The sequence below is a fragment of the Enterobacter sp. WP_7_1 genome, assembly GCF_003688535.1.
Classification (GTDB): Bacteria; Pseudomonadota; Gammaproteobacteria; order Enterobacterales; family Enterobacteriaceae; genus Enterobacter; species Enterobacter asburiae.
The window spans coordinates 876,301-890,058 of sequence record NZ_REFK01000001.1; the positions used below are offsets into that span (position 1 = coordinate 876,301).

General features: G+C 55.9%; 13 protein-coding genes. 10 read left to right on the top strand and 3 right to left on the bottom strand.

What is annotated here, in order from left to right; translation table 11 throughout:
- The first annotated feature begins 36 nt into the window (after window positions 1-36).
- The 9 genes from ptsG (at window position 37) to BJ885_RS04385 (ending at window position 7,806) form a co-directional block, all read left to right on the top strand.
- Window positions 37-1,470 carry a PTS glucose transporter subunit IIBC gene (ptsG, locus tag BJ885_RS04345; protein ID WP_023311158.1) on the top strand — a complete coding sequence of 478 codons (1,434 nt, stop codon included), beginning with the start codon at window positions 37-39 and terminating at the stop codon, window positions 1,468-1,470.
- 247 nt (window positions 1,471-1,717) lie between these two features.
- Window positions 1,718-2,077 carry a purine nucleoside phosphoramidase gene (gene hinT / locus BJ885_RS04350; RefSeq protein WP_006809243.1) on the top strand — a complete coding sequence of 120 codons (360 nt, stop codon included), beginning with the start codon at window positions 1,718-1,720 and terminating at the stop codon, window positions 2,075-2,077.
- 1 nt (window position 2,078) lies between these two features.
- A complete protein-coding gene (locus BJ885_RS04355) occupies window positions 2,079-2,453 on the top strand; it encodes a YcfL family protein (RefSeq protein WP_023311159.1) in 375 nt (124 codons plus the stop codon).
- 10 nt (window positions 2,454-2,463) lie between these two features.
- A complete protein-coding gene (gene lpoB, locus BJ885_RS04360) occupies window positions 2,464-3,111 on the top strand; it encodes a penicillin-binding protein activator LpoB (RefSeq protein ID WP_023311160.1) in 648 nt (215 codons plus the stop codon).
- Window positions 3,092-3,916 (top strand): thiamine kinase, encoded by an 825-nt coding sequence (gene thiK / locus BJ885_RS04365; RefSeq protein ID WP_121931261.1) that lies wholly within the window; start codon window positions 3,092-3,094, stop codon window positions 3,914-3,916. Before lpoB ends, thiK begins: the two co-directional genes overlap by 20 nt.
- 11 nt (window positions 3,917-3,927) lie before the next feature.
- Window positions 3,928-4,953: a beta-N-acetylhexosaminidase gene (gene nagZ, locus BJ885_RS04370; RefSeq protein ID WP_054829825.1), complete on the top strand. Its 1,026-nt coding sequence runs from the start codon at window positions 3,928-3,930 to the stop codon at window positions 4,951-4,953.
- A gap of 34 nt (window positions 4,954-4,987) precedes the next feature.
- The gene (ycfP, locus tag BJ885_RS04375; RefSeq protein WP_008500781.1) at window positions 4,988-5,530 is read left to right on the top strand and encodes an alpha/beta hydrolase YcfP; all 543 of its coding nucleotides are present in this window, start codon (window positions 4,988-4,990) and stop codon (window positions 5,528-5,530) included.
- Between the two features lie 238 nt (window positions 5,531-5,768).
- The gene (locus BJ885_RS04380) at window positions 5,769-7,073 is read left to right on the top strand and encodes an NAD(P)/FAD-dependent oxidoreductase (protein ID WP_024909038.1); all 1,305 of its coding nucleotides are present in this window, start codon (window positions 5,769-5,771) and stop codon (window positions 7,071-7,073) included.
- A gap of 193 nt (window positions 7,074-7,266) precedes the next feature.
- A complete protein-coding gene (locus BJ885_RS04385) occupies window positions 7,267-7,806 on the top strand; it encodes a glycine zipper 2TM domain-containing protein (RefSeq protein ID WP_008500779.1) in 540 nt (179 codons plus the stop codon).
- Between the two features lie 59 nt (window positions 7,807-7,865).
- Here the strand turns inward: BJ885_RS04385 and BJ885_RS04390 are convergent, their stop codons facing one another.
- Window positions 7,866-8,501 (bottom strand): TetR/AcrR family transcriptional regulator, encoded by a 636-nt coding sequence (locus BJ885_RS04390; protein ID WP_029739866.1) that lies wholly within the window; start codon window positions 8,499-8,501, stop codon window positions 7,866-7,868.
- Window positions 8,502-8,745: 244 nt separating this feature from the next.
- Here BJ885_RS04390 and bhsA point away from each other — a divergent pair, with 244 nt between their 5' ends.
- Complete coding sequence (bhsA, locus tag BJ885_RS04395) at window positions 8,746-9,003, top strand: multiple stress resistance protein BhsA (RefSeq protein WP_008500777.1); 258 nt, start codon at window positions 8,746-8,748, stop codon at window positions 9,001-9,003.
- Between the two features lie 75 nt (window positions 9,004-9,078).
- Here the strand turns inward: bhsA and BJ885_RS04400 are convergent, their stop codons facing one another.
- Together BJ885_RS04400 and mfd are read right to left on the bottom strand one after the other, a co-directional pair.
- Entirely contained in the window at window positions 9,079-10,044 is a 966-nt protein-coding gene (locus BJ885_RS04400) for a L,D-transpeptidase family protein (RefSeq protein WP_121931262.1), read from the bottom strand.
- Between the two features lie 148 nt (window positions 10,045-10,192).
- On the bottom strand, window positions 10,193-13,639 hold the full coding sequence (mfd, locus tag BJ885_RS04405; RefSeq protein ID WP_121931263.1) for a transcription-repair coupling factor: 3,447 nt from the start codon (window positions 13,637-13,639) through the stop codon (window positions 10,193-10,195).
- Window positions 13,640-13,758 lie beyond the last annotated feature (119 nt).

Consider the following 13,758-nt stretch of genomic DNA (forward strand, 5'->3'; position numbering starts at 1 on the left):
TAAAAAAAGCACAAATACTCAGGAGCACTCTCAATTATGTTTAAGAATGCATTTGCTAACCTGCAAAAGGTCGGTAAATCGCTGATGCTGCCAGTATCCGTACTGCCTATCGCAGGTATCCTGCTGGGTGTCGGTTCTGCTAACTTCAGCTGGCTGCCAGCCGTAGTGTCCCACGTGATGGCCGAAGCAGGCGGTTCTGTCTTTGCTAACATGCCACTGATCTTCGCGATCGGTGTGGCTCTGGGCTTCACCAATAACGACGGCGTTTCTGCGCTGGCTGCAGTGGTTGCCTACGGCATCATGGTGAAAACCATGGCTGTGGTTGCGCCGCTGGTTCTGCATTTACCGGCAGAAGAGATCGCCGCGAAACACCTGGCGGACACCGGTGTTCTGGGCGGTATCATCTCCGGTGCGATTGCAGCGTATATGTTTAACCGCTTCTATCGCATCAAGCTGCCTGAGTATCTGGGCTTCTTCGCGGGCAAGCGTTTCGTTCCGATCATCTCTGGTCTGGCAGCGATTTTCACTGGCGTGATCCTGTCCTTCATCTGGCCACCAATCGGCTCTGCTATCCAGACCTTCTCTCAGTGGGCTGCTTACCAGAACCCGGTTGTGGCGTTTGGTATCTACGGCTTCATCGAGCGTTGCCTGGTGCCATTCGGTCTGCACCACATCTGGAACGTTCCATTCCAGATGCAGATTGGTGAATTCACCAACGCAGCAGGCCAGGTATTCCACGGCGATATCCCACGTTATATGGCGGGCGACCCAACTGCAGGTAAACTGTCTGGTGGCTTCCTGTTCAAAATGTACGGTCTGCCGGCAGCGGCGATTGCTATCTGGCACTCTGCTAAGCCAGAGAACCGTGCAAAAGTGGGCGGTATCATGATCTCCGCAGCGCTGACCTCGTTCCTGACCGGTATCACCGAGCCGATCGAGTTCTCCTTCATGTTCGTTGCGCCGATCCTGTACGTTATCCACGCGATTCTGGCGGGCCTGGCGTTCCCAATCTGTATCCTGCTGGGTATGCGTGACGGTACATCCTTCTCTCACGGTCTGATCGACTTCATCGTTCTGTCCGGTAACAGCAGCAAACTGTGGCTGTTCCCAATCGTGGGTGCGTGCTATGCCGTTGTTTACTACACCATCTTCCGCGTGCTGATTAAAGCACTGGACCTGAAAACTCCGGGTCGTGAAGATGCGACAGAAGACAGCAAAGCTGGCGCTACCAGCGAAATGGCTCCGGCACTGGTCGCAGCGTTCGGCGGTAAAGAGAACATCACTAACCTGGACGCGTGCATCACTCGTCTGCGTGTGAGCGTTGCCGACGTAGCGAAAGTAGACCAGCCGGGTCTGAAAAAACTGGGCGCAGCGGGCGTAGTTGTTGCAGGTTCTGGTGTACAGGCAATCTTCGGTACCAAATCCGATAACCTGAAAACCGAAATGGATGAGTACATCCGCAGCAACTAAGTTGTGACCTGGGGAGACTAAGGCAGCCGAATGGCTGCCTTTTTTATTTGTGTCTTAAAAAACGCCACTGAGACGCGAGAGCGGTCACTCTTCAGTCAGCTGATGAACATTCAGGAAAGAAATCGAGGGAGGAGGTTGAAAGGACAGGAGAAACTCGCTCATACTCTTGGATTGTGTCACACACCGATCCCGGGAGTGTGTTTACAGCGGACGCATTGCGCCAGATTAAACAAAAAAGGAAAAGGTCATGGCTGAAGAAACGATTTTCAGTAAAATTATCCGCCGCGAAATTCCGTCAGATATCGTCTATCAGGATGAACTGGTGACGGCTTTCCGGGACATTTCCCCTCAGGCTCCGACGCACATCCTTATCATTCCCAATATTCTGATTCCGACTGTAAACGACGTAAAAACCGAGCATGAAGTGGCGTTAGGTCGTATGCTGACGGTGGCAGCCAAAATCGCTGAACAGGAAGGGATTGCAGAAGACGGTTACCGTCTGATCATGAACTGCAACCGCCATGGTGGCCAGGAAGTTTATCATATTCACATGCATCTGCTGGGTGGACGTCCTCTGGGGCCGATGCTGGCACATAAAGGTCTTTGACATGCTGAAAGGGCGTATTGCAGCGCTGGTAATGGCGATGATGATTGTGGGGTGCAGCTCGCGTCCGGCGATCCCCGTGAATGATGAACAGACGCTGGTCATGGAATCTTCCGTGCTTGCCGCGGGCATCACGGCGCAACAGCCCGCGTTGACTATCAGTGAAATCAACTCATCTGCCTCCTCTACGCTCTTTAATGAAAGACATGAACCTGTGACGGTCCACTACCGTTTTTTCTGGTATGACGTAAGAGGTCTTGAAATGCATCCGCTGGAGGCGCCGCGCAGCGTCACCATTCCGGCCAGGTCGTCGGTAACGCTCTATGGCAGCGCCAACTATCTGGGTGCGCATAAGGTGAGACTTTATCTTTATCTCTGAGGGGTGAACCTTGATTAAAAATTTGAGCCGCTATGCGCTCGTGACAGCTTTCGCTCTGTTTCTTGCAGGGTGTGTGACCCGAACTGAACAGCCTGCGCCTGTGGAAGAGGCTAAACCGGGTACTGAACAGCCGACGCCGCCAACGCAGCAGCAGCCAACCGTGCCGTCTGTACCGTCTATTCCGGCGCAGCCAGGCCCGATTGAACATCCGGACCAGACGTCACAGCCCACGCCGCGCGTGCGCCATTACGACTGGAACGGGGCTATGCAGCCGATGGTAGGCAAAATGCTGCAGGCGCAGGGCGTGACGGCGGGCAGCGTGTTGCTGGTCGACAGCGTCAACAACCGTACCAACGGTTCGCTGAACGCGGGTGAAGCGACGGAAACCCTGCGTAATGCTCTGGCTAACAACGGCAAGTTTACGCTGGTTTCGGCTCAGCAGCTCGCGGTCGCCAAACAGCAACTGGGCCTGTCGCCGCAGGATAGCCTCGGTACCCGCAGCAAGGCGATCGGCATTGCCCGTAACGTTGGCGCACAGTATGTGCTGTACTCTAACGCCACCGGTAACGTGAATACCCCAGCCCTGCAGATGCAGCTGATGCTGGTTCAGACAGGCGAAATTATCTGGTCAGGTAAAGGTGCGGTTACGCAACAATGACAGCACGCGTGAAGAGATTCTGACGCGCTATTTTCCTCAGTACCGCCTTATCGCGCCGCAGGCCCATTCCGGGCTTGGCGGCGCGAGTTGCATTATAGAGCAGGGCGAACGACGTCTGGTCTTGCGGCAAAATCACGACCCCGACGCGCCTGCCTCCCATTTCCGTCGTCAGTTTCGTGCCCTGAGACGTCTTCCGTCAGATCTCGTGCCTGCCCCTCGTTTTTTCAGACAGGGCTGGATGGCCGTGGAATATCTGGACGGTGAAGTTAAAAGCGCGCTGCCGGACACGCCGGCGCTCGCCTCGATGCTGTATCATCTGCACCGGCAGCCACGTCTGGGATGGCGAACGACGTTATTCCCTCTGCTGGAACATTACTGGCAGCAAGCCCTGCCTGACAGGCGTACGACAGTATGGCTGGCAAATCTCAAGCGGCTGCGTAAAACGGGCGAGCCGCAGCCGATTCGGCTCGCGCCGCTGCATATGGATGTTCATGCCGGGAATATTGTTCATACGCCAGCGGGCATCAGGCTTATCGACTGGGAGTATGCCGGAGATGGCGATGTGGCACTGGAGCTGGCGGCAGTCTGGACGGAGAGTGAAGCCGCGCGGCAGATGCTCATCAGGGACTACGCCCGGGTAGCGCATATTGACCCCGACGCGCTGAGGCGTCAGGTCAGACGCTGGCGACCCTGGGTCATCATGTTAATGGCTGGCTGGTTTGAAATGCGCTATCGGCAGTCCAGAGACAAACAATTTATTGCGCTGGCAGACGATGCCTGGCGTCAGTTACAAACTAAAGGATAAGAGAGGTGGATGTGGGTCCAGTCATGTTGGATGTAGAAGGGTTTGAGCTGGATGCGGAGGAGCGTGAAATTCTGGCGCATCCGCTGGTGGGTGGCCTGATCCTGTTTACCCGCAACTATCACGATCCGGCGCAGCTGCGTGAGCTGGTGCGTCAGATCCGCGCCGCGTCGCGTAACCATCTGGTGGTGGCCGTCGATCAGGAAGGCGGGCGCGTGCAGCGTTTTCGCGACGGGTTTACCCGCCTGCCCGCCGCCCAGTCTTTTGCCGCGCTGCTCGGCACGGAAGAGGGTGGAAAACTGGCGCAGGAGGCCGGCTGGCTGATGGCCAGCGAAATGATTGCCATGGATATCGACATCAGCTTTGCCCCGGTGCTGGATGTAGGGCATATCAGCGCTGCTATCGGAGAGCGTTCATACCATGAAGATCCGCGTATTGCGCTGGCAATGGCGACCCGGTTCATCGACGGCATGCACGATGCCGGAATGAAAACCACCGGGAAACACTTCCCGGGGCACGGGGCGGTGACGGCGGATTCTCACAAAGAGACCCCGCGCGATCCGCGTCCGGAAGCGGAGATTCGCGCCAAAGATATGTCGGTTTTCCAGTCGCTTATCACCGACAAAAAGCTGGATGCCATTATGCCCGCGCACGTGATTTACAGCGACGTCGACCCGCGTCCTGCCAGCGGTTCTCCGCATTGGCTGAAAACCGTTCTGCGTCAGGAACTCGGTTTCAACGGCGTGATTTTCTCTGACGATTTGTCGATGGAAGGGGCCGCGATCATGGGCAGCTACGCTGAACGCGGTCAGGCATCGCTGGATGCGGGTTGCGATATGATCCTGGTCTGCAATAATCGTAAAGGTGCCGTTAGCGTGCTGGATAACCTGTCGCCGATCAATGCAGAGCGTGTTACACAATTGTATCATAAAGGTTCATTTAGCCGTCAGGAGCTAATGGATTCGGCGCGCTGGAAGACGGTCAACGCCCGGCTTGAAGACCTGAATGAGCGCTGGCAGGCACATAAAGCCAGCCTGTAAACCCTCCCGGAAGGCGTAGCGTGGTGAGAAGACGATGATCATCTATTTACACGGTTTTGACTCAAACAGTCCTGGTAATCATGAGAAGGTGCTGCAGCTGCAGTTTATCGATCCGGATGTACGGTTGATCAGCTACAGCACGCGCCATCCGAAGCATGATATGCAGCATCTGCTCAAAGAGGTGGACAAGATGTTGCAACTCAACGTCGACGATCGCCCGTTGATTTGCGGCGTGGGGCTGGGCGGCTACTGGGCGGAGCGGATTGGCTTCCTGTGCGACATTCGCCAGGTGGTGTTTAATCCCAACCTGTTCCCGAACGAGAACATGGAAGGCAAAATTGACCGTCCGGAAGAGTATGTCGATATTGCGACCAAGTGCGTCAGCAATTTTCGTGAGAAAAACCGCGACCGCTGCCTGGTGATCCTTTCACGTAATGATGAAGCGCTCAACAGCCATCGGGCAGCAGAGCTCCTGCATCATTACTATGAGATCGTCTGGGACGAAGAACAGACCCACAAGTTCAAAAACATCTCCCCGCATCTGCAGCGCATCAAAGCGTTTAAAACGCTGGGTTAACCCTATACCCGCAGGCATCAAAGCCCGGCCGCGAAAGCGTTCCGGGCTTTCTTTTTGACCAGAATTGTCTACTTTTAAGCCATCAAAACTTGATGCATATCAATTTTGGTATGACCAATGCGCCTGACGTGGTATTCTCAATGCACCTGAATGGTTTCAGTGCTGTAACCTGTTGTTAATTAAGGGTTATTTTTATAACTTTTAATTAACAATTGGTTAATAATTTGAGGGGGTCACGTTGACTACGCCATTGAAAAAGATAGTGATTGTAGGCGGTGGTGCTGGCGGGCTGGAGCTGGCTACACAGCTGGGCAAGAAGCTGGGTCGCGGTAAAAAAGCCAAAATTACGCTGGTGGATCGTAACCACAGCCACCTGTGGAAACCGCTGCTGCACGAAGTAGCGACAGGCTCTCTGGATGAGGGCGTGGACGCGCTCAGCTATCTGGCGCACGCGCGCAACCATCATTTCCAGTTCCAGCTGGGCTCGGTGGTGGACATCAACCGTGAAAGCAAAACCATCACCCTGGCAGAGCTGCGCGATGAAAAAGGGGAGCTGCTAGTTCCCGAGCGTAAACTGCCGTATGACACGCTGGTCATGGCTCTGGGCAGTACCTCCAACGATTTCAACACGCCGGGCGTGAAAGAGCACTGTATCTTCCTCGATAACCCGCACCAGGCGCGTCGTTTCCATCAGGAAATGCTGAACCTGTTCCTGAAGTACACCAGTAATATGGGTGCGAACGGTAAGGTTAATATCGCTATTGTCGGCGGCGGCGCGACGGGCGTTGAGCTGTCTGCGGAGCTGCACAATGCGGTGAAACAGCTGCACAGCTACGGTTACAAAGGGTTAACTAACGAAGCGCTGAACGTCACGCTGGTTGAAGCCGGTGAACGCATCCTGCCCGCGCTGCCTCCGCGAATTTCCGGTGCGGCGCACAATGAGCTCACCAAGCTGGGCGTGCGGGTGCTGACGCAAACCATGGTGACCAGCGCCGACGAAGGCGGCCTGCACACCAAAGACGGCGAATATATCAAAGCGGATCTGATGGTCTGGGCGGCAGGTATCAAAGCGCCTGACTTTATGAAAGAGATCGGCGGTCTGGAAACGAACCGCATTAACCAGCTGGTAACCGAGCCAACGCTGCAAACCACGCGCGATCCTGAAATCTTTGCCATCGGTGACTGTGCCTCCTGTGCGCGTCCTGAAGGTGGATTCGTGCCGCCGCGCGCGCAGGCCGCTCACCAGATGGCAAGCCTGGTGCTGCACAACATTCTGGCGCAGTACAAGGGCAAGCCAATGAAAGCCTATGTCTACAAAGACCACGGTTCACTGGTGTCGCTGTCAAACTTCTCTACCGTCGGCAGCCTGATGGGCAACCTGATGCGCGGCTCAATGATGGTAGAAGGGCGCATTGCCCGCTTCGTGTATATCTCCCTGTACCGCATGCACCAGATTGCGCTGCACGGCTACTTCAAAACCGGGCTGATGATGCTGGTGGGCAGAATCAACCGCGTGATCCGTCCGCGTCTGAAGCTGCACTAATCTTTCACTCCCTCCGGGCCCTCCGGAGGGAGTTTTTAGCATTTCATGCTGTAGATCACAGTTTGACTGCTTAAGAGTTCTCCTAAATACAATATATCTCCTCTCAACGCCCTTTTTTTGATCCTTTATCTGATTGGCGAAGCGCGGCCTCCATTGCAAAATTGTTACCAATAGCAACAAAGGAGGAAGTCCCGTGAATAAATCAATGTTGGCGGGTATAGGGATTGGCGTCGCGGCTGCGTTAGGTGTGGCTGCCGTTGCCAGTCTCAACGTATTAGATCGCGGCCCGCAGTATGCACAGGTGGTTTCTGCTACACCGATTAAAGAAACCGTGAAAACCCCTCGTCAGGAGTGCCGTAACGTCTCCGTGACGCACCGTCGTCCGGTGCAGGATGAAAACCGCATTGCCGGTTCTGTTCTGGGTGCGGTAGCGGGTGGCGTGATTGGTCACCAGTTTGGCGGCGGCCGGGGTAAAGACGTAGCGACCGTGGTCGGCGCGCTGGGTGGCGGCTATGCCGGTAACCAGGTGCAGGGCGCGATGCAGGATAATGATACCTACACCACGACTCAGCAACGCTGCAAAACCGTCTATGACAAGTCGGAAAAAATGCTGGGCTATGACGTGACGTACAAAATTGGCGATCAGCAGGGCAAAATCCGCATGGACAAAGACCCTGGCACGCAAATTCCACTGGATGGAAACGGCCAGCTGGTTCTGAATAACAAAGTGTAAAAAAGATGTTCTCTGAATTTAGCTCCTCATGCGCTCAGGCTGAGGAGCTTTTTTTTGCTTCAGATTTTCAGTAGCTCAGGCCACAGCCGCAGCGTGGTTTCGCTAATATGCTGCAGTTTTTCCAGCGTGGCCCCTTCGCGGGCGCTGATCGACATCCCCTGCAAAATACAGCTCAGGTATTGTGCCAGCAGCTGAGGGTTGCATTGCGCGGGGATTTCACCGCGCTGCTGGCGCTGAGCCAGAAAGGCGCTGAGCGTCTCTTCCTGCATGGCATGCCGCGATTTCACCGTATTGGCAATCTCTTTGGATGACGCCGCAAGAGTGGCAGAGGTGTTAATCATAAAGCAGCCCGCAGGCGTCTCTTTACTGGTGAAGCAGGTCGCGACGGCGGTGAAATAGTCGCGAAGCGCCTGTTCAACGCTTTTCTCTTCACAGAACAGCTGGGCTTCGTGTTTCGCCGCAAAGCGCGAAATGTATCTGTCCAGCACCGCCCTGAACAGCCCCTCTTTATTGGTAAATTCGGCATACAGCGTCGGCGCTTTGGCTCCGGTGGCTTCTACCAGATCGGAAAGCGAGGTTGCTTCATACCCATGTTGCCAGAAGAGAGTCATGGCCTTATCAAGCGCTGCATCCCTGTCAAACACTTTTGGTCGGCCACGGCTTTTCTTCGCACAACTCGTGACATCGGTTGTCATTTGCCGTTGGTCCTCTGTTGGTTTGGTGAATGACCATTATAAAAATAAACGCAACCCACCACCAGTGCAGAATGCTTAAAAATAAATTAATCATATATGTATGAAAAATAACAATTTTAAAATTAAATTAACGCTCGTTATAAAATTATGTTGACGCGTGACCTGGATCACATTTATGATTTACCTATCGATCGTTAACTAAATGATTAACGACCTCCAAATTCATCTGCTAAAGGTAAACATCATGAAAAACGTAAAAACTCTCATCGCTGCCGCTGTCCTGAGTTCACTCTCTTTCGCAAGCTTTGCTGCTGTACAGGTGCAATCTACGCCTGTTGATCAGCATAAAGTCGGGACAATCTCTGCCTCTGCCGGTACTAACCTGGGTTCCCTGGAAGATCAGCTGGCGCAGAAAGCGCAAGAGATGGGTGCAAAATCTTACCGCATCACCTCCGTGACTGGTCCTAACACCCTGCACGGCACTGCGGTCATCTACAAATAAGCCGGGCATAAACCCTCATTTATGCCACTGCAATAAAAAACGCCCTGCTTAGCAGGGCGTTTTTTTATTTCTGATTTACATCGGCTGCTGGACGACATCGTGATGCCGGGTGACATCGGTCGGCATACCTGACCGGGCTTCCATCGCACGCTCCATCACCACGCTGTTGGTATTCGCATTCGTTTTGAAGCTTACCATCGCGGCATTCAGGTTAATGGGCAGCGTCTGCGGATCGTCGCCAATGTTTTTCGATAACGGCTGATGAATCTCAACCAGCCGCACGCCGCCGGGCTCCTCTGAAACTTTAATCGGCGTATTGATAATATTCACTTTGGTTCCCGGCGTAACGACGTTGAACAGCGTTTTGATATCGTCATCGCGCAGACGAATACAGCCGGAGCTGACGCGCATGCCGATGCCAAAGTCCGCATTCGTTCCGTGCAGCAGGTAGACGCCGCCGTATGCCGCGAGGCGTATTGCGTGGTGCCCCATCGGGTTATCCGGACCAGCCGGCACCACGGCAGGAAGATCGATCCCCTGGGCCTTATAGCGGGCACGAATGTTGGCCGTCGGGGTCCAGGTTGGATTCGCGCGTTTATCCGAGACGGTGGTGACCATCGTCGGCGTCAGCGTGTCGCCGCCCAGTTGGCCAATACCGATAGGGTAGACGGTGACTTCATTTTTACCCGGCGGGTAATAGTACAGGCGCAGCTCGGCGAGGTTTATCACCATCCCCTCGCGCGGGGCGTCCGGCAGGATGGTCTGTAACGGGATGGTCAGTACGCTGCCCGCGCGCGGGACATACGGGTCGACGCCGGGGTTCGCCTGCAGCAGGGCCAGAAAACCGACGTTATATTTTTTGGCAATCGCTTCCAGTGAACCACCATTATTTTCAACCACATGAAAGCGGTTTTCACCCACGACCTTGCTGCCGGGAGGGGGAAGGGGCCAGGTGTTTGCCCGAGCGGGAAGCGCAACCGCGACGGTGGCTGCCAGCGCAAACAGGATCATCCAGCGAGTAAAACGCGAAGAGGTCATCATCACCATAATCCATATAAATGATAAGGTTATTGTTTTATAAGGCGTTAAACATAATTATGGCGAATGGGTGTGTCGGGAAGATCGGGTGAAGTGCAAAGAGTTTGTAAATTGTCCCCCCGTAGCGCCGGGCTAACAGGGGGAAGGAAGGTTATGCGATCGCGTTCTCTTCCAGCTGACGCATGAAGTTACGCACCCAGTCCATACGGGTTTTGCGCTCCGTCAGCTCCTGGGTAAATTTCAGACGGGTTGGACCATCCAGACGGAAATGCTGCGGCTGTTTTTGCAGCAGGCCGATCAGCCACATCGGGTTGACGTGATTCTTCTCGGCGAATTCAATCACGCCGCCTTTTTCATTGCCTTCGAGCTTGCGGATCCCAAGCTTTTGCGCCTGCTGGCGCAGTCTCGCGATATCCAGCAAATTTCTCGCCGGATCGGGCAGCAAACCAAATCGGTCAATCAGCTCAACCTTGATCTCTTCCAGCTCGTTCTCCTTCTTCGCGCTGGCGATGCGCTTGTAGAACGACAGTCGGGTATTCACGTCCGGAATAAAATCGTCCGGCAGCAGGGAAGGCATACGCAGCTCGACCTCGGTCTGCTGGCTGGTGAGATCTTCCAGCGACGGCTCGCGTCCGGCCTTCAGGGCATCAACCGCGTTTTCCAGCAGCTCCATATAGAGCGAGAAGCCGATGGTCTCCATGGAGCCGCTCTGGTCTTCACCCAGCAGCTCGCCGGCACCGCGGATCTCGAGATCGTGCGTCGCCAGCGCAAAGCCTGCGCCCAGGTCTTCCAGCGAGGCGATGGCTTCCAGACGCTTTTGCGCGTCGGTGGTCATCGCTTTCGGATGCGGCGTCAGCAGCCAGGCGTAGGCCTGATGGTGCGAACGCCCGACGCGGCCGCGCAGCTGGTGAAGCTGTGCCAGGCCAAAGTGATCCGCACGCTCAATGATGATGGTGTTCGCCGTCGGAATGTCGATCCCGGTCTCAATGATGGTGGTGCACACCAGCACGTTAAAGCGCTGGTGGTGGAAGTCGTTCATTACCCGTTCCAGCTCGCGCTCGCGCATCTGCCCGTGACCGATAGCGATGCGCGCTTCCGGCACCAGCTCCGCCAGCCTGTCAGCCGCTTTCTGAATGTTTTCCACGTCATTGTAGAGATAGTAGACCTGACCTCCGCGCAGCACCTCACGCAGAATAGCCTCCCGCACCACCAGATTATCGTACTCGCGGACAAAGGTTTTCACCGCCAGACGGCGCGCCGGCGGCGTGGCGATAATCGACAGATCGCGCATGCCGCTCATCGCCATGTTGAGGGTTCGCGGGATTGGCGTTGCGGTCAGGGTCAGGATATCGACGTCGGCGCGCATCGCTTTGATGCGCTCTTTATGACGCACCCCGAAGCGGTGCTCTTCGTCGACGATCAGCAGCCCCAGATCTTTCCACTTCACATCGCTTTGCAGCAGCTTGTGGGTGCCGATCAGAATATCGATTTTGCCTTCGCTTGCCTGTTCGAGGATCTGCGTCTGTTCTTTGGTGCTGCGAAAACGCGAGAGCATCTCGATACGTACCGGCCAGTTGGCGAAACGGTCGCGGAAGTTGTCGAAGTGCTGCTGTGCGAGCAGGGTGGTCGGTACCAGCACCGCCACCTGCTTATTGTTTTCCACCGCAAGGAAGGCGGCGCGCATCGCCACTTCGGTTTTTCCGAAGCCGACGTCGCCACAGACTAAGCGGTCCATAGCCAGCGGCTGACACATATCGCTCAGCACGGCGTTGATGGCCTGGGCCTGATCCGGCGTGGTTTCAAACGGGAAGCTGTCGCAGAACAGCTGGTACTGTTCTTTATCATGCTTAAAGGCGAAGCCCTGTTTAGCCGCGCGCTGGGCGTAGATATCCAGCAGCTCGGCGGCCACGTCGCGTACTTTTTCCGCCGCCTTCTGGCGCGCGCGCGCCCAGGCATCGCCGCCCAGCTTGTGCAGCGGCGCATTCTCTTCGGCGCCGCCCGCGTAGCGGCTGATCAGATGCAGGGAGGAGACCGGGACATACAGTTTGGCGTCGTTAGCGTAGGTCAGCATCAGGTATTCACCTTTGATGCCGCCCGCTTCCAGCGTGGTCATCCCCTGATAGCGCCCAACGCCGTGTTCCAGGTGAACAATCGGCTGGCCCGGGTGCAGCTCGGCCAGGTTACGGATCAGCGTGTCCGGGTTGATGGTCCGACGGCTGTCCTGACGGCGACGCGCGACGCGCTCACCCAACAGGTCGCTTTCGCAAATCAGCGCCAGGTTGTTGAGCGTGTCGATGAACCCGTGCTCGGCGGCACCAATCATCAGGTAACGACCGTTTCCGGTCGCTTCGCTCAGACGCAGGATACGCTTCGGCGCCACCTTAATGCGTCCCAGCAGTTCACCTAAAGCTTCTCGGCGGCCTTCACTCTCAACGGAGAACACCACCGGGCCGGTAAAGGACTCCAGGAACTTGCGCAGATTTTCCAGCGGGGATTTCTGCTGCGCCTGAACGGCCAGGTCCGGCAGCGTCCGGAAGGCGAGGTTGGTGTTGGCGGCCTTATCGGCAAGCGAATCGGTTTTCAGCTGCATGCGCGGCCAGCGCTTCAGCTCGGCGTTGAGCTCGTCGGTGCGCAGCCACAGCGCTTCCGGCGGCAGCAGCGGACGCATTGGGTCAACGCCACGGTTTTCAAAACGGGCGCGGGTTTCGCTTTCAAAGCGGCTGGCGCTGGCGTCGATATCCCCGGTGTTGACAATCAGCGTATTCGCCGGGAAGTAGCTGAACAGGGCAGGCAGCGGCTCGTTGAAGAACAGCGGCTGCCAGTATTCGATCCCGGCAGGAAGCGTGCCTTTACTGACCTGCTGATAAATATGTTCCGCGTCGCGCTTCACCTCGAACTTATCGCGCCACTGGCTGCGGAACAGCTCGATAGCGGTTTTGTCCGTGGGGAACTCATGCGCGGGCAGTAAATTGATGGACTCTACTTCCTCCAGCGTGCGCTGCGTGTCGGCGTCGAATACGCGCAGGCTGTCGATTTCATCATCAAAAAAGTCCAGACGATACGGCTGGTCGCTGCCCATCGGGTAAAGGTCAAGCAGCGCGCCGCGGGTCGCGTATTCCCCGTGCTCCATCACCTGGTCGACGTGGCGATAGCCGGCACCGTCAAGCTGCGCGCGCAGGGCATCTCGGGAGAGGCGCTGGCCTTTTTTCATCACCAGCGCGTGACCGTGCAGATAGCTGTGCGGACAGACGCGCTGCATCAGGGTATTCACCGGCACAATCAGCACGCCGCGCTGCATGGTCGGCAGCTGATAGAGCGTCGACAGGCGCGAGGAGATAATCTCCTGATGCGGAGAGAAGCTGTCATACGGCAGCGTCTCCCAGTCGGCCAGGCTGAACACCAGGCTATCGGTGAACTGGCGAATTTCATCGTGCAGGCGCAGGGCGTTTTGCATATCCGGGGCAACCAGAATCACCGGGCCTGGATGACGCTCGGCGATTTCCGCCACCAGCGTGGCGCACGCCGCGCCCGTGAGTTCACCCAGCTGGCGCTGGTCGCCCGCTTTGACAGGCAAGGAATAACGATAGTGTTCAGGCATGGCTATGTCAGAGTCTCTTATGGATATACCAACAGTATTGGGGCATATCACTGATACGCAATGTCTTTATTATCCTCGATCGTTTTACATAAGCAAATCGTAACCGCACGGCAGGGCTA

Bases quoted from the DNA above. Each gene is read 5' to 3' on its own strand.
- ptsG (WP_023311158.1), top strand. From the start codon at position 37: ATGTTTAAGAATGCATTTGCTAACCTGCAAAAGGTCGGTAAATCGCTG.
- hinT (WP_006809243.1), top strand. From the start codon at position 1,718: ATGGCTGAAGAAACGATTTTCAGTAAAATTATCCGCCGCGAAATTCCG.
- BJ885_RS04355 (WP_023311159.1), top strand. From the start codon at position 2,079: ATGCTGAAAGGGCGTATTGCAGCGCTGGTAATGGCGATGATGATTGTG.
- ycfP (WP_008500781.1), top strand. From the start codon at position 4,988: ATGATCATCTATTTACACGGTTTTGACTCAAACAGTCCTGGTAATCAT.
- BJ885_RS04390 (WP_029739866.1), bottom strand. From the start codon at position 8,501: ATGACAACCGATGTCACGAGTTGTGCGAAGAAAAGCCGTGGCCGACCA.
- bhsA (WP_008500777.1), top strand. From the start codon at position 8,746: ATGAAAAACGTAAAAACTCTCATCGCTGCCGCTGTCCTGAGTTCACTC.
- BJ885_RS04400 (WP_121931262.1), bottom strand. From the start codon at position 10,044: ATGATGACCTCTTCGCGTTTTACTCGCTGGATGATCCTGTTTGCGCTG.
- mfd (WP_121931263.1), bottom strand. From the start codon at position 13,639: ATGCCTGAACACTATCGTTATTCCTTGCCTGTCAAAGCGGGCGACCAG.